This is a genomic window from Paenarthrobacter sp. NyZ202, from assembly GCF_049860755.1.
Taxonomy (GTDB): Bacteria; Actinomycetota; Actinomycetes; order Actinomycetales; family Micrococcaceae; genus Arthrobacter.
The window spans coordinates 1,066,716-1,081,627 of sequence record NZ_CP187556.1; the positions used below are offsets into that span (position 1 = coordinate 1,066,716).

14 protein-coding genes are annotated in these 14,912 nt (G+C 66.3%); 10 read left to right on the forward strand and 4 right to left on the reverse strand.

The window, feature by feature from the left end; all coding sequences use genetic code 11:
* The first annotated feature begins 100 nt into the window (after positions 1 to 100).
* Positions 101 to 886 carry a hypothetical protein gene (locus tag ACPFL9_RS05135; protein WP_426006195.1) on the forward strand — a complete coding sequence of 262 codons (786 nt, stop codon included), beginning with the start codon at positions 101 to 103 and terminating at the stop codon, positions 884 to 886.
* 28 nt (positions 887 to 914) lie between these two features.
* Here ACPFL9_RS05135 and ACPFL9_RS05140 read toward each other — a convergent pair whose 3' ends face one another.
* Positions 915 to 1,538, reverse strand: coding sequence for a hypothetical protein (locus tag ACPFL9_RS05140; protein ID WP_426006196.1), 624 nt, complete (start codon positions 1,536 to 1,538; stop codon positions 915 to 917).
* A 33-nt stretch (positions 1,539 to 1,571) separates the two neighbouring features.
* Here ACPFL9_RS05140 and ACPFL9_RS05145 point away from each other — a divergent pair, with 33 nt between their 5' ends.
* The 7 genes from ACPFL9_RS05145 to ACPFL9_RS05175 all read left to right on the forward strand — a co-directional run bounded on the left by ACPFL9_RS05145 (position 1,572) and on the right by ACPFL9_RS05175 (position 8,605).
* On the forward strand, positions 1,572 to 2,417 hold the full coding sequence (locus ACPFL9_RS05145; protein ID WP_426006197.1) for an inositol monophosphatase family protein: 846 nt from the start codon (positions 1,572 to 1,574) through the stop codon (positions 2,415 to 2,417).
* 137 nt (positions 2,418 to 2,554) lie between these two features.
* Complete coding sequence (locus ACPFL9_RS05150) at positions 2,555 to 3,871, forward strand: choice-of-anchor G family protein (RefSeq protein WP_426006198.1); 1,317 nt, start codon at positions 2,555 to 2,557, stop codon at positions 3,869 to 3,871.
* A gap of 40 nt (positions 3,872 to 3,911) precedes the next feature.
* Positions 3,912 to 4,094, forward strand: a complete 183-nt coding sequence (locus tag ACPFL9_RS05155; RefSeq protein WP_426006199.1) for a hypothetical protein — start codon at positions 3,912 to 3,914, stop codon at positions 4,092 to 4,094.
* Between the two features lie 88 nt (positions 4,095 to 4,182).
* On the forward strand, positions 4,183 to 5,544 hold the full coding sequence (locus ACPFL9_RS05160; RefSeq protein WP_426006200.1) for a glycosyltransferase family 2 protein: 1,362 nt from the start codon (positions 4,183 to 4,185) through the stop codon (positions 5,542 to 5,544).
* Complete coding sequence (gene xrtS / locus ACPFL9_RS05165; protein WP_426006201.1) at positions 5,544 to 6,137, forward strand: exosortase S; 594 nt, start codon at positions 5,544 to 5,546, stop codon at positions 6,135 to 6,137. The genes ACPFL9_RS05160 and xrtS overlap by 1 nt, the downstream gene beginning before the upstream one ends.
* Entirely contained in the window at positions 6,127 to 6,996 is an 870-nt protein-coding gene (locus tag ACPFL9_RS05170; RefSeq protein WP_426006202.1) for a septum formation family protein, read from the forward strand. Before xrtS ends, ACPFL9_RS05170 begins: the two co-directional genes overlap by 11 nt.
* Positions 6,989 to 8,605 carry a hypothetical protein gene (locus tag ACPFL9_RS05175; RefSeq protein ID WP_426006203.1) on the forward strand — a complete coding sequence of 539 codons (1,617 nt, stop codon included), beginning with the start codon at positions 6,989 to 6,991 and terminating at the stop codon, positions 8,603 to 8,605. Before ACPFL9_RS05170 ends, ACPFL9_RS05175 begins: the two co-directional genes overlap by 8 nt.
* Here the strand turns inward: ACPFL9_RS05175 and ACPFL9_RS05180 are convergent.
* Genes ACPFL9_RS05180 through ACPFL9_RS05190 form a run of 3 tightly spaced genes read right to left on the reverse strand, consistent with a single transcriptional unit; the run spans position 8,579 to position 11,552 of the window.
* On the reverse strand, positions 8,579 to 9,244 hold the full coding sequence (locus tag ACPFL9_RS05180) for a LuxR C-terminal-related transcriptional regulator (RefSeq protein ID WP_426006204.1): 666 nt from the start codon (positions 9,242 to 9,244) through the stop codon (positions 8,579 to 8,581). The two genes, ACPFL9_RS05175 and ACPFL9_RS05180, sit on opposite strands and share 27 nt — an antisense overlap.
* On the reverse strand, positions 9,241 to 10,371 hold the full coding sequence (locus ACPFL9_RS05185; RefSeq protein ID WP_426006205.1) for a hypothetical protein: 1,131 nt from the start codon (positions 10,369 to 10,371) through the stop codon (positions 9,241 to 9,243). The genes ACPFL9_RS05180 and ACPFL9_RS05185 overlap by 4 nt, the downstream gene beginning before the upstream one ends.
* The gene (locus ACPFL9_RS05190) at positions 10,368 to 11,552 is read right to left on the reverse strand and encodes a sensor histidine kinase (RefSeq protein ID WP_426006206.1); all 1,185 of its coding nucleotides are present in this window, start codon (positions 11,550 to 11,552) and stop codon (positions 10,368 to 10,370) included. The genes ACPFL9_RS05185 and ACPFL9_RS05190 overlap by 4 nt, the downstream gene beginning before the upstream one ends.
* Positions 11,553 to 11,666: 114 nt before the next feature.
* On the opposite strand from ACPFL9_RS05190, the gene ACPFL9_RS05195 reads away from it, so the two are divergent.
* Positions 11,667 to 12,335, forward strand: a complete 669-nt coding sequence (locus ACPFL9_RS05195; protein WP_426006207.1) for a response regulator — start codon at positions 11,667 to 11,669, stop codon at positions 12,333 to 12,335.
* A 33-nt stretch (positions 12,336 to 12,368) separates the two neighbouring features.
* Entirely contained in the window at positions 12,369 to 14,903 is a 2,535-nt protein-coding gene (pcrA, locus tag ACPFL9_RS05200) for a DNA helicase PcrA (RefSeq protein WP_426006208.1), read from the forward strand.
* Positions 14,904 to 14,912: the final 9 nt, after the last annotated feature.

Here is a 14,912-nt window from a genome sequence, read left to right on the forward strand (position 1 = left end):
CTTGGCGCATGAATCCCACTGCTGGAGCTCCTTGGCCCGGACACGACTACAAGCATACAAGCTGCGGGGCCGCTCCCCGAACACCGCTAGGCTGGCCACCATGAATGGGCACGGCACAGCACCTTCAGCAGCGGGAACGTTCCTTCCCGATGTCCGCAGCATCCGGGCAAACATCGGCGGCTGGGCGCATTTGAGCGTCGTCCAGTATTTCGTGGCGGAGGCCGCCGTCATCGAGGCATGGGCGGGTCCCCAACCGTACAGCCGGGCAACGGGTTTCATCAGCGACCTCGGCGCGGTTTCCTGCGGGGTCTACGAGGACCGGGACGTCTGCTCGCCGTTGCATCTGCTGATGAACGCCTCTTTTGTGGTCCAGGGGCTGGCCTTGCTCCTGGGCGCGGCATTGCTGGGGGCCGGGATCTTGTGCGTAGCCGCGAGGCCAGGTGCCCGTGCCCGCCGTTTCCAGGAAGTTGCCGGCAATGGATCCGCCCGCGTGTTGTCCAAGTCCTGGGTCCTCGCCGTCGCCGTGCGGATCCTGACTGCCGTGGCAGGGGCGGGAACCGTCATAGTGGGCCTCGTGCCGGAGGACTACGCCTCGCCGTGGCATTTCGCCGGTGCGCTGATGTTTTTCATCGGTGGTGGTTTTGCCCTGTTGTTGCTGGGAATACTGTGGTTCCGGCAGACGCCCATGAGTTGGTTCATCGCAGCTTGCGGGGTGCTGTGCATCGGGGCGCTGGTGGTAGGCGGGCTGACCCGGATGGAGGTGCCGCAACCGGGAACACTGGAGCGGCTCATGGGCTACCCGGTAACGATCGGCCTGTCAGCCGCAGGCCTGGTGATCGCCCAGCGGGTGTCTGCGGAACGGAAGGCCGCGCGCAGCCGGACATGACGGCGGCTGCCGAGTCTGGCGCTGCGAATTATTTATTGGCGCGCTTGCGGCCCAGGAAGACCGCCGCCACCCCGCAGGCCAGGCTGACGAAGAACAGCACCCACGACGCCACGGTGAGGCCCGAGGCCAAGGCGACCGAACCGGCGTCGGGCGTTTCCGGGGTGAGCATGGAGTCGATCGCGGCGTTGGACCACAAGTGCGCCACGGCGAACAGCAGGGGAGCAGCCCACATGGCCCAGCGCAATGCCTTGCGGGCCACGTTGCTGCCGATCAGCAACAGCCAGGTAAAGCCGAAGATCAGCGGGAACAGGGTGCCCGCCGTCTTATGGATGTAATTGAGCTGGCCCCGGTCGTTGTCGTCCATGGCACCTCGGAGCTGGGCCACGTAGTCCTGGGAGAAACCGCCAATCAGGGAGTCGGGCATGGCCATGCCGTCGGAAAGCTGGGTCATCTGGTTGAGTGTCAGCAGGTGGAGGTACCAGAACAGGAACAGGCTGGCCACCACTCCCGCGATCACGATCAGCCTCGAATTGCCCTGCGCTTTTTGCGGCGTCCGCTGTGTAGTGGGGTTGATGACGGGCGGCAGCGAGTGTTGGGGAACCGCTGCTTTGGCCCCGTGCTTCTTGATGCGCTGTGCTGGTGTCTTGGCCATGCCATTCATTATCCCGCCACATAAGCTGGAGCCATGACCACTGGCAGGCACACCGCTACTGAACTCGACCCTTCGCTTGACGATTACCAACTGGCCAGCGCCCTGGTCCGTGAGGCAGGCCAACTGGCGCTGCTGATGCGGATGGGTGGATTGCAGGGCGAACGCAAGACATCGATTTCCGACGTCGTCACGGCGGCCGACCGCGCGGCCGAGGCGTATGTGCTGGAACAGTTGCGCCGCTGCCGCCCGGATGATGGCATCCTCGGCGAGGAAGGCGCTTCCGTGGCCGGCACCAGCGGCCGGACCTGGGTGATCGACCCCGTGGACGGCACCTACAACTTCCTGCACGGTTCCAGCTACTGGTGCTCTGCCATTGCGCTCAAACGCGACGATTCCGATCGCGGCGGCAACCCGGTGGCGGACCCCTCAGTGATCCTGGGCGCCATTTACCAGCCTGAACCGGACAAGTTGTGGCTGGGCGGCGAAGACAGGCCTGCCACGTTGAACGACGAACCCATTTCGGGCGCGGGGGAGACTTCCGTGGCTGAACTGTGCGCGGCCACGTACATCCACCCCACGTGGCTCGCCGACCCCAGGACCGCCATGCCGTGGCATGCCGCAGCAATTACGGCAGCGTCCCTTCGAATGTTCGGTTCCGGGTCCTGCGACCTTGGCCGCGTCGCCGACGGCGAGCTGGGCTGCTGGTTCCAGCACAGCTGCCCGGAGTGGGACTGGCTCCCCGGCAAGGCGATCGTCCGCGCGGCAGGCGGGGACACCGCCGTCGTGCAGGTCAACGGAATGAACTGGTTCATGGCAGGAGGTACGACGGCGGTCCGCGAGTTGCGTGCCGCCCTCACCTCTGTTCCGCAGTTCGCTTAGGCGCCGGAACGCGTTAACCCCTTCGGGTACCTCCCCGGGCAGGGCCGTCCGCCCTTGTTAGTTTGCACCGGGGGTGATTGTGCCCCGCAATCTCAGCTGCCGGTCCCTGTCCTGCAGCGTTCGCAAGGGGGAAATACTTGAATAACAAGAGCAAGCTCTGGCCTGCTGCCGTCGGCGCTACTGCCGCATCGGTGCTGGCCATGGGTCTCGTAGCGGTTCCTGCCGCCAATGCCGCCCCCACCGATGTCATTTCGGTGGGCAGCGGCCAGATCATTGACGGCACCGTCGTAGCCATCCCGGACTTCGCCGGGCTTGCCGCCAACGGTGCGGCAACGGCCGAGCAGATCGGTACGCCGCCAAGCGGTCCTGCAGTCATCGAAAACAGCACGCCCCTGGACCTCAGCGCCGTGTTCGGCGTAGTGAATGTGGGCGCGGGGAACATCCCGCTGCTGCAGAACAACGGCATCATCCAGGTCGGTGCCGTCAGCCAGTACGGCAAGGCCGTCAACGACGGCTCCTCGGAAGCTTTCTCCGGGACCGTCAGTGGCGCACCCGGCCTGGTGACCTTGCCGGCCGGCCTGCCGACCTCCGGTGACCCGGCCATCCCGGCGGCGCGCATCACCGCAGGCACGGCCGCTATCCTGGGCGGCGCGGACCTGGTGAACGTTACCCTCGACATCGACACGCTCGCCGCAGCCGCCAAGAAGGACCAGGGTGCCGCGCCGCAGGGTGCCTACTCGGTCGCCGGGGTTTCGGCCGAAGTCGGCGGCACGATTGTCCAGGGTGTGGCCAGCGCCGTGGACCCGCTGCTGACCACCGCCAACGTTGCCTTGGGCGCCGTAGGACTGCCGATCACCAACCCGCTGTCAAGCGGCGTCATCGAGATCACGGAAGCGGATCTGCTGGCTGCGGCAGGCGTCTCCGACCTGAACTCGCTGCCTGCCGGCACGGACCTGGTCTCCTTCCTCCCGGCAGCGGTGTCCGCCAAGATCCAAAGCATCCTGGCCACCACGCTGGCCACCACCCGGAGCGCCGTGGAGGCACTGCCTGACACCATTCCGCCGCTTGGACTGCCAAACATCGCCAAGACCACGGCCCTCCTCGCCGTGGGCACCTTGGAAACCGCCATCAACACCCTGGTGGGCGGCCTGACTGCCAGCCTCGTCACCCCGCTGGGCGACGCTTTGACCGCCTTGGTGTCAGCCCGCGTCAACGTGCAGGAGACGGCACCGTCGGGTGCCTTCACCCAGACCGCGCTGCAGGTTGGCGTGGCCGGCGGCTCCATCGCCACCGTGGATCTGGCCAGCGCCACCGTTGGTCCGAACCTCGACGCGGCAGCGATTCCGCTGGTGAACGCGGACACCCTGGCCATCAGCGGTGGCGTGGGACTCCTGGCGCTGTTCACCTGGCTGTTCGTCCGCTCGCGCCGCCAGGTCGCGGCAGCAGCTGCCTGATCGCTCCGGCGCATCAGCAGCAGCGAAAGGAGAACACGCTATGTACGGCCATAACTGGACTGCAGGCGGTACGGCCGCAGGAGGCACCGCCCTTGCCGTGACGGGTGCGCCCGCACTGGGCTGGGTCATCCTGGTTGGCATCGCCCTGCTGGTAACCGGCTTCGTGGTCCTGCGCAACAGCAGGCTCAAGGCTACGAAGCGCGGTACGGGCCCCAACCCGTAGCACCATCGGCGGGGCGGCCCCTGCAAGGGCCGTCCCGCCACCCATTTCCCTGGCCTGACCCCAGGCCATGCCCAAGCATCGGAAGTAAATGTCGGTACTCGAGTCCGCACAGGCACTGGCTTTTGTGCTGTTGGTGGTATTTCTTTCCTACATCCTGGTGATCCTGGTGCCGTTCCTGCGGCGCAAGCCGGACCCCGAGGGTGACCCCTCCGCCTTCTCGTGGCATGTGTTCGTTCCGTGCCGGGACGAGGAAGTGGTGATTGGAAAAACACTGGAACTGCTCCGCGGAAAGTTTCCCGGGGCGCATGTCTGGGTGGTCGATGACGACAGCGACGACGACACCGCCGCCTTGGTGGAGGCCGCTGCGGACCGGGACAGCATGGTCCACCTCGTCCGGCGGCGCAGGCCCCTGGCCCGCACCGGCAAGGGCGATGCGCTCAACGCCGCCTACCGGACCCTGGACCGGTGGCTGCCGCCCGGCGTCGACCGTTCCTCGGTGATCGTCCTGGTGGTCGACGCCGACGGTCACCTTGCGGATAACGCCTTCCGTCAGGCGGCCGGTCCCCTCGCCTTCGGCGACCCGGAAGTCGGCGCCGCGCAGACCGCCGTCTGGATGTCCAACCTGGACGACCCCGACCTGGTGGGAGGCAGGGGCCGGGACCGCATCAAGCGGGCCTTCGGCCGCTACCTCGTCCTGATGCAGGACATGGAGTTCCGCACCACCATCGCCGCCATGCAGTCCCTGCGCAGGCACACCCTGACGGTGGGCCTGGGAGGAAATGGACAGTTCACCCGGCTTTCCGCCTTGGACGTGATTGCCAGAACGTCCGGGCAACCGTGGCACGGCGCCCTCCTGGAGGACTACGAGCTGGCGATCCACATCATGCTGGGCGGCTACAAAACGGTCTACATGCACGACACCCATGTGGCCCAGGAAGCGCTGCCGGATGTCCGGCGACTCCTCACGCAGCGGACCCGCTGGTGCCACGGGGGGATGCAGTGCAGCACCTACCTGAAGCGGATCTTCGAATCGCCGTACTTCAGTAATGTCGGCGCCATCGAATCGAGCTACTTCCTCATCCAGCCCTTCATCCAGATCATCGGGCTGGTCCTCTGGCCCACCCTGTTTGTCACCATGGTGGCGCAAGGGTCACTGACCATGGGCAGCTTCCAGGCGTGGATCACGGAGGCCTGGTACATCATCCCCTTGATCTTTGCCACTGGCGTGCTGCCATTTGCCCTCTGGGGAGTTGTCTACCGCAGGCAGGTCACGCCGGAGAAGAACTTCCTGCTCGGTGTCGGGTGGGGCCTTGGCTATTGGATCTACATGTACCAGAACTATGTCACCGTGCTCCGGGCCACCTACCGCCTGATCACCGGGCGCCAAGGCTGGGCCAAGACCCGGCGCAACCATGAGAACGACGCCAACCTCCTAGCGAAGGAAGCCTGATGGCCACGAGCGCAGAAACCAGCGGCCCCGCACTTCCCCTTGGACCACGTGCCCTCCCCGTGCGTGGCGGACGCGGCGGGGGGATACCCGGATTATTGTTCCTGGCTGCCGCTGCCGTGGCCATGCTGCAGCAGGAAACCGTGAGGGCGGCAGAGGCCTGGCTCATGGCCGCGGTCTTCGACGGCATCCTGGGGGGCGCCTCCTACAGCGTGGACGACATCATCTTCCACAACGTCGGGGGCGGCCAGCCCTACGCGCTGATGGTCACGGGACTGTGTTCCAGCGCCGTGCTCCTGACACCCATCGCCGCTTTGGCAGGAATCCTGTTCCTGATGGGCCGCATCCCGGTGTCACGCTTGCTGCCCGCAGCCTTCCTGGCGCTGGTCATCGTGTGCATCAGCAATGCCACCAGGTATTTCATGATCGCCGCCGCGCAGCAGAGCTGGGGGCAGCAGGGATTCGACCTGATGCACCACTTCCTCGGTTCCTTCGTGGTGATTCTTGGCTTCGTGGCCGCCATCATCGTGCTGGTGCGTGCCGCCGTCGTCCGCCACGACAAGCAGGCCGGCGGGAAGGGCAAACGTGCCGCGTAACCTGTTTCGGGCCGCGGCCCTGGGGCTGGGAGTGCTGCTCGCCGGGTCCGGCTGCGGCGATGCCCGGAGCGGCGGGGCATCCGGAGCCGCGGTGGTTACTGCCTCGACGGACCAAACCGCGGTGGTGGGACTGTGCCACAGCCTGACCACGCCGGAGGAGTTCGCCTCGCCCAGTGACGGTTCGCCGGCGGTGCCCTGCACCGAGCCGCATACATCACAGACGTTCCTGACGGCCCAGGTCCCGGCGGCACTGGCCACCTACCCGGAACGCCCGTTTCCAGAGCAACTGCAGGACGCCACCGGCAATCTGTGCCCTGCCTCTGAACTCCGGAAGTACCTGGGCGGTGTGGACCGGGATGCCACCGCTGGCATGACCATCACGGCGTACTACCCGAGCCGTGCCGGATGGGCTGCCGGAGAACGGACGGTCAGGTGCGACGTCCTGCTGACCGCCCCTGACGGGAGTCCGCGGGAAAACACCATGGACTTGGAGGGTGCGCTCGCCGCGCCCGGTTCTGCCACCATCCGGTTGTGCTATGCGCAGGACATCAAGGACGGGGTGCTTGCTACGGAAGGCACGGACACCACCTGTTCCGAGCCCCACACCACGGAGGATGTCAGCGCCTGGTTCGGTCAGGACGCGTCCCTGGTGGGCAGGGAAGCCCAAGTGCAACGGTGCCTGCCGTTCGTCCTGGAGTTCCTCAAGGTGGATACTCTGCCGGAGAACGTGGAAGTGCGGCCCATCGTCAGGATCGACGGCGGTGCACGCGCGGTCCGCTGCGGCGTGGCACCCCGCCAGGAAGTACCCGCGCCGTGGACGGGAACGTTGGCCCCGGTCGGAGGTGTCACCAATGGTTGAGGCAAGGACTGAAGAACAAAGCAGCGGAACGGGAGAATTCGCGCCCTTGAGGGTACGTCCCGCCAGGGGAACATCACCGGGCCCCGTGCGGCGGATTGCCCGCTTCCTTGCCCGCTTGCTGGGCCCCGGTGACCTGGGCAGCCGGCCGGCGCTGCTCCCGGCGATCCTTGCAGGTCTGGTGGCAGCCGTGGCCATGGTGGTGCGGCTGTTCGTGCCTTCGCCCTCGGGCATGGCCGATCAAGGCGACGGCCACGGCCTGGCGTGCTCCCTGGGCGTCACCAATGTCCGCCCGTGGGACTATTCCGATTTCACCCGGTACATCTACCCCCGCTGGGTCCCGCACGAATTCTTTGGGGAAGCATGCGGCGCCGGCGGAAGCGGCGAACCGGTGATGTCCTCGCAGCTTGTGCTCCTGTGGCTCGGCAAACTGCTCACTCCGGTCCTTGGCTGGGGTCCGGGCCTGGATATGCGGGCCGTGGGCCTGGTGGGCTGTGTGGTGTTCGGCGCGCTGATCGCCGCCCTGGTCCTGGTACTGCCGGGCCGCACCAACTTCCGGCTCCTGGTGGCCGGCCTGGTTGTCGCCGTGATGGCGGACGGGGTGTTTGCTGCATTCTTCATTTCGCCGTATCCGGAACCTGCCGCTTTCCTGGGGATCCTGGGTTTGGCCGTGGCTTTGCTGCACTACTGGAATGGCCGGAGAGTCCGCTGGTTGGCCGTGACAGGGGTGGTGGTGGCCGGGGCCTTCCTGGTCTCCGCGAAACCCTCCATGGTGTCCTGGCTTCCTGTGCTGGTTCTGGCGCTGCTGTGGGTGCCTTCCGGGCGGAGTAGGGGTGCAACGCGTACCAGGAACCCGGGACAACAGGGGTGGTGGCGCCGCAGGACCCTGCCGCTCGTGGCGGTGGTGGCTTTGGTTGGCGTCTCCGCGGCCGTGGTCGCTGCCCAACCAGGGCGGACGGCGGACCTGAACCTCTACAATGCCGTTTTCGCCGAGTTGCTGCCCCACTCTGTCACGCCGGAGGAAGACCTTGCCTGGCTGGGCCTGGACGAAAGCTTCGCCACTGCCGGCGGAACCACGGCAGCGTCCGCGGGTTCAGCAGTCACCAACCCGGACTTCCACCAGTTCAGGGAACAGGTGACACCGCTGAAGCTGGCCGGCTTTTACGCGACCCACCCTGAACGCTTGATTGGCATGGGGGAGCGGGGAATCTCCGCGATGCTCTCACCCGAACTGCGCTACGCAGGCTCCTTCATGGAGGACTCCGGGGAGGAACCGTTTGCCAAGGACCGGCGCTTCCCGGTGATGCTGGGGCTCCTGACGGCAATGAAGGCGGCGCCGGTGGTCCTCGTGGCCATGCAACTGCTGACCATGCTCCTGGGCCTGGCCGTTGCTTTCCGTCGAGGCGCTGCGATCGGGCGCCTGGCGGTAGTCATGGTAGCCGGGGGATGGCTCCAGTTCTGGGTGGTGGTGCTGGGTTCCGGGCAGCCGGAGATCTACCGCCAGTTGATCGTGACGGCTTTCCTGGCGGCACTCTGCGTGCCCCTGCTGGTTGCGCTCATCAGCATCCTTGCCTCCGATCGCGGGTCAAGTGATCCAGCCGTCAAGATGTAGCTGTTTGCGCATGCTGATCACGTTGCCGACCTTGATTCCCGCCGCAGAGTAGCGCTGGCGGATGCGGTGCAGGTGGGCTTTGACGGTCTGTTCGCTGATGTCCAGGGCGTCCGCAACCCCGCGGACGGACAGGGCGTCGGCGCCAAGGTACAGCTGGGCAAGACGCTGTTCACGAGGTGACAGCTTGACCCGCTGCGGAGGGGTGTCCAGGATGACTCCGGCGGCCTCCGGGTGGAGATACTGCTGTCCATCCACTGCCGCCCTGATGGCTCCTTCGATGGTTACCGGGCCTGCGGATTTGGGGACGTAGGCGTGGGCTCCGGCCGCCATGGCGGCCCCCGCTTCCCAACCGTCTGCGGTTGCCGCGAGGACCACCACGCGGAAGCCTGCGGCTATCAGCCATTGCACGGCAGGAATCAACTCCGAGTGGTGGTCAAGAGTGCCAAGGATGGCAACGGCCGCCCCCTTTCCGGCAGGCAACCATGCGGAGGGCCGCACGGCAGCCGGGTCCTGGGCGAAAGGGACTGCCCGCCATCCGTCCTCCACCACGAGGTCGGGGGCGTTGGCCTGCAGCCAGGCATCCAGGGTGTCGATGATCAGTTGATGCTGGTCGACCACCAGCACACGGGCCGATGTCATGCTTCTGCCTCAATCCTGATGGTGATGCTGGCACCGCCAGGGGTGGACAGGACCCGGGGCACGCCCAGGACTTCGATCTCGCTCCACAAAGCGGGCGTGCAGCGGCTGGGCCGGAGTCCGGCCACGTTCCAGGTGACCTGCACGGTCCGTTCCAGATGCGGTTCGACGAAGATGTGGAGCTGCCGGGAGAGTTCTTCGCCGGCGGCGTCACGGTCCACCGGAGCCGCAAGCAACATGGTAATTGCCAGGATCCGTGGCCTTGACGCGTGCGGAATCCGTGCCACCACGTCAGGTTGTGCCACCACGGCCACCACGGCGTCCATGTCCGCCAAAGCCAGGGACTCGGTCAACCAGTCCTTGCTACCGGCCACCAGCAGCCGGGCCCTCAACTGTCCGGCCAACCGCTGGGCGTGCTGCGACAGCTCCGGAGCCAAGGGAACGGAGGGGGCCGCCGCCACCTGCGCGTAAAGGTCCTGGATCTGGCGGTGGAGCAGGGCAAGATCGTCCCCGGTGCCCGGACCGCCTTGGCCGTCACCGGCTTCCGCCCCCTCAAGGTGGGCGCATTCCGTCGTGTCCGCGTCTGTCAGGTACCTGCGCAGGACCACCACGGCGGCGGCCCCCAGCAGGCCCGGCATCAGGGACAGGAAGAAGATCAGGGCTCCCTCGCCTGACCCGAACCGCGGTGTCAGGGAGTAGTAGAAACCACTGAGCACTGCGTTGAGAACCACCAGGAGCAAAAACCCCGGCAGGTCCCAGCGCATGGCCACCAGGAACACCATTGACGTCCCCAGCAACACGTTGAAGGTCAGGGCCGAATACCCGGACGTAGGCGTCACGAGTGAAGCGGTCATGACACCAGAGACCACGGAGGATCCCAGCCACAGCAGACGCAGGTACGGAAGGGTACGACGCCGTGTCCGGGGGTCGGAGGCCAAAAGGGCCATGGCCAAACCCAGCAAATCGAACGTCAGCGCGCCCAGGCGGGCGTGGTCGGCCGGGCTCCCGTCCACGGAACCGGCGGTGGCAACGAAGGACAGTATCCAGGTGGCCAAGGCAGTGACCACCAGGATGGACCGGGAAATGAACAAGGGCCCTGCCGCGGCGGAGACCAGGAGCGGGGACCTCAAGGAACCTCCGCATCAAGGACCACAGTGGTTCCCCGTCCCGGGCTGGACATCACCCTGGCCGCCCCTCCGGCGTCGCGCATGCGCTCCACCACCGAATGCCGGACGCCCAGCCGGTCCGCCGGAATCGCGCCCGGATCAAACCCCGTCCCGGAATCGCTGATGACCACGCAGACCCTTGACCCGGTACGGGACAGCAAAACATCCACGCGTTCAGTGCCCGAGTGCCGGACCGCGTTCACCACGCATTCGTCGGCGGCATCGAAAATCGCTGCGGCCAAGCCCTCCGGCAACGTCCCGGCCTCGCCGAAGACCTCCACGGTACAACCGTTTCCGCTCCGGCGTTCCGCCATGCGCTCCAGCATCCCCGCTGCGTCTGCACCGTTGGAGCCAATCACGACGGCGGACGGCGCCACCGTTTTTCCGTCGCCCTGGGCGTCACCCGCCTCGCGCGGCGGTGCGCTGCCGTTGGCAGCGGAGCCCGGGCTGCCGCCGTCGTACGCTGATGCGGAAACCAGCTCCCGCAGTTCGTCCGGGGTGGCACCCTCGCCGCCCCGTCCAATAACGGCCAGCGTCCGCAGGACGGTGTCATGCAGAGTTCGGGCGTCCTGCTGCCGCGCACTCATGCGTTGATGGGCCGCAGCCTGGGCCTCCAGCGACTTCCGGCGGACATCCTGGTCCCGCCGGTACTGCGCCAAGGCCGGGGGAACCGCCCAGCGGATCGCCAACATGATGGACCAGGCCGCCAGGAGCGTCAGGACAGTAGTAGGGCCCAGCCCGTGGACCAAGGACGTAGCCACCGTATGGCCGAACACCATGGCACCCAGCAAGGCAGTGAAGGCCGCGGACTGCCACGAACCGCGTAAAGACAGCACCACGGAAGCGCTCGCGGCCATCAGCATGGAGTGCGCAACCAACAAGGACTCGGAGTCCAGGCGGAAGTCCACGCCGGCAGCGAGTTCCGAGAGCGGGATAAGGCTGAACACGATGATCAGGCGCAACGGCCAGGCATCCGTCTTCAACATGGCTGCCAGGCACACGAACACCACAGCCACCAGCACTGTCACCGCCACACGGTGCCACACGGGCCCGCCCACGGCCGGCCGCAAGTACAGCCACGCACCCGCGACGAACGAGAAGCTGATGACAGCACCAGCGCGGGCCAACAGGCCCGAATGATCCATGTCCAACCGCCGTATGGCGGCCCCGCCCAACCATGCCCCCATGAATGTTCCCCCCGAAACGTGTCGCTTAAACTGATGACGACCTAGCCACATCATAAAAGGGGGAGGCAAGGTTTGACGCGATACCCGCTGTCCCGGCCCACCATCGAGGTGGACATTGTGGAAGACCACGCCGTGCTGCGCGAGGGCCTGGCCGAGTGGCTCCAAACGAATTCTTCCGGGATCCGGGTGGTGGGGCGGTTTGCTTCCTGGGCCGAGGCTGCGGCAAACATCGGCGCGCTGTCCGACGTCGTCATCCTCGATGTCCTGCTGGGAGACCAGGTGCCCCTGCGCGCCAAGATCCAGGCCATCATCTCGGCCGGCCCCCAGGTGGTGGTCTGCAGCTCCATCCTTGAACCGGCGGTCATGAGGCAGGCGATGTCCGCCGGTGCCCTGGCCTACATCCCCAAGACCGCACCCGCCGACGTGGTGGAGATGGCGGTGCGGAACGCAGCCAAGGGGCTGCCGTGCATCACGGACGAGGTGGCCGCCGCCATCGCGGACGGACAGGCCGGGCCCCAGCTCTCCGCACGGGAACACCAGGTGGTGTCCGTCTACCTCGGCGGCGTGGCGGCCACCATGGCTGACACGGCACGGATGCTGGGCATCTCGGTGGACGGGGTGAAGAAACACCTGGCGTCCGTGCGCCGGAAGTTCCAGGAGGACCAGGAACCACTGACCCGCCTGGCACTGCGGGAGCGGCTGGTGGCCGGAGGATGGCTGCTCAACGACCCCGATCAATGAGTGTCGCACCCACCGCCTAGACTGGTAGGCACCATGGATATGTTGTTCGATCCCTATGCCGACGGCCCCTTCAACGCTGGCTCCAGAGCCGCAGCCAAAGCTGCCCCGGAGCTTTCGCACGCCGGAAGCGGCGGCTCCCGCACCTCCGTTGGGGGCGCAAACGCCGGGACCGGGGACGGCACGGCACCCAACAGTTGGTCCGGGGAGGGCCATTCCGGACTACCCGGTGCGGATGCCCTGCTGCAGGGCCTGAACCCGCAGCAGGAAGAGGCCGTCAAGCACGCGGGCAGCCCCTTGCTGATTGTGGCCGGTGCAGGCTCCGGCAAGACCCGTGTGCTCAGTAACCGGATCGCCTACCTGATTGCCACCAAGCGAGCCCACCACGGCGAGATCCTCGCCATCACCTTCACCAACAAAGCCGCCGCTGAGATGCGGGAGCGCATCGAGGCCCTGGTGGGCGGCCGTGCCAAAGCCATGTGGATCTCCACGTTCCACTCCTCCTGCGTCCGTATCCTTCGCCGGGAAGCGGCCAATGTCGGGCTGAATTCCAACTTCTCCATCTACGACTCCGCCGATTCACTGCGGCTCATCACGCTGGTGGCCAAGAACCTGGACCTGGATCCCAAGAAGTTCCCGCCCAAGTCCATCCAGCACAAGATCTCGGCGCTGAAGAACGAGCTCGTGGATGACGACTCCTTCGCGTCCGGAGCCAACTACAACGATCCTTTCGAGACCGCCGTGGCCGAGGTCTACAAGGGCTACACGCAACGGCTGCGCCAGGCCAACGCCATGGACTTTGACGACCTCATTGCGCAGACCGTCTTCATGTTCCGAGCCTTCCCCGCGCTCGCAGAGTCCTACCGCCGCCGGTTCCGTCACGTCCTGGTGGACGAATACCAGGACACCAACCATGCCCAGTACGCGCTGGTCAGGGAGATCGTGGGCCTGAGCGCGGAGGGTGGCGTGGAGCCGAGCGAGCTGACGGTGGTAGGCGACTCCGACCAATCCATCTACGCCTTCCGCGGCGCAGACATCCGCAACATTGTGGAGTTCGAGCACGACTACCCGAGCGCCCGCACCATCAAACTGGAACAGAATTACCGTTCCACGCAGAACATCCTCAGCGCAGCCAACTCCGTCATCTCCCGCAATCCCAACCGCCAGGAGAAGCGGCTCTGGACGGCTGAAGGGGACGGCGAGAAAATCGTTGGCTACGTGGGCGAGAACGAACACGACGAAGCCCAGTTCATCGCCAAGGAAATCGACCGCCTCCAGGATGAGGAAGGCCTGCGTCCAGGAGACGTCGCCATCTTCTACCGCACCAACGCGCAGTCCCGGTCCATCGAAGATGTTCTGGTGCGTGTGGGCCTGCCGTACAAGGTGGTCGGTGGAACACGCTTCTACGAACGCAAGGAAATCAAGGACGCCCTGGCCTACCTTCGGGTACTGGTCAACCCGGATGACGACGTCAATCTCCGGAGGGTGCTCAACGAACCCAAGCGCGGTATCGGCGACCGTGCCGAAGGCGCCCTGGCCGCCCTCGCGGAACGGGACCGGACGTCGTTCATGGCGGCCGCCCGCCGCGCAGACCAAGCGCCGGGCATGGCCACCCGTTCGGTCAACGCCGTACAAGGGTTCGTGAAACTGCTGGACGACCTCGCCGAGGTAGCCGCGGGCTCGGGCCCTGCCGCTGCGTTGGAGGCCGTCCTTGAGCAGACGGGCTACCTGGCCGGGCTGCGTGCCAGCAACGACCCCCAGGACGAGTCCCGCGTGGAGAACCTTGCTGAACTCGTGGCCGTTGTCCGTGAATACGAACGCGACAACCCGGAGGGATCGCTCGGTGAATTCCTGGAGCAGGTGTCCCTGGTGGCAGACGCCGACCAGATCCCGGACGCTCCGGGAGCGGACATCGATGCCGCCGTCGCGGAAGCCAAGCGCCTGGGCGTTGTTACCCTGATGACGCTGCACACGGCCAAGGGCCTGGAGTTCCCGGTGGTGTTCCTGACAGGCATGGAACACGGGATCTTCCCGCACCAGCGCTCTGCCACCGATCCCAAGGAACTTGCCGAGGAGCGCCGCCTTGCCTACGTCGGCCTGACCCGGGCCAGGAAGCGCCTCTACGTGACGCGGTCCGAGGTCCGCAACATGTGGGGTCAGAGCCAGTACAACCCGGCCAGCCAGTTCCTGGAAGAGATCCCTTCGGAACTCGTGGACTGGAAGCGCGAGGGCATGAGCCGCCAGGCCGGGGGATGGGGCAGTGCGCCCATCGGTTCCAACCGCTACGGCGGGTCCTTCTGGGGTGCCGGCACCTCCCGCGGGGCGGCTGCCAGCCCCACCGCAGGGTTCGACGCCGACGTGCCTGCCGCCGTCGCGCGCAACCGTGTCCAGCCGCAGAAGGAAGTCATTGCGGTAGCGGTGGGGGACAAAGTCAACCACACCAGCTTTGGCAACGGGGTGGTACTCGGTGTTGAAGGCGCGGGAGACAAGACGGTCGCCAAGGTGAAGTTCGACGTCGGCGAGAAGCGCCTGCTGTTGCGCTACGCGCCGCTCACCAAACTGGACGCCTGAAGACCCACG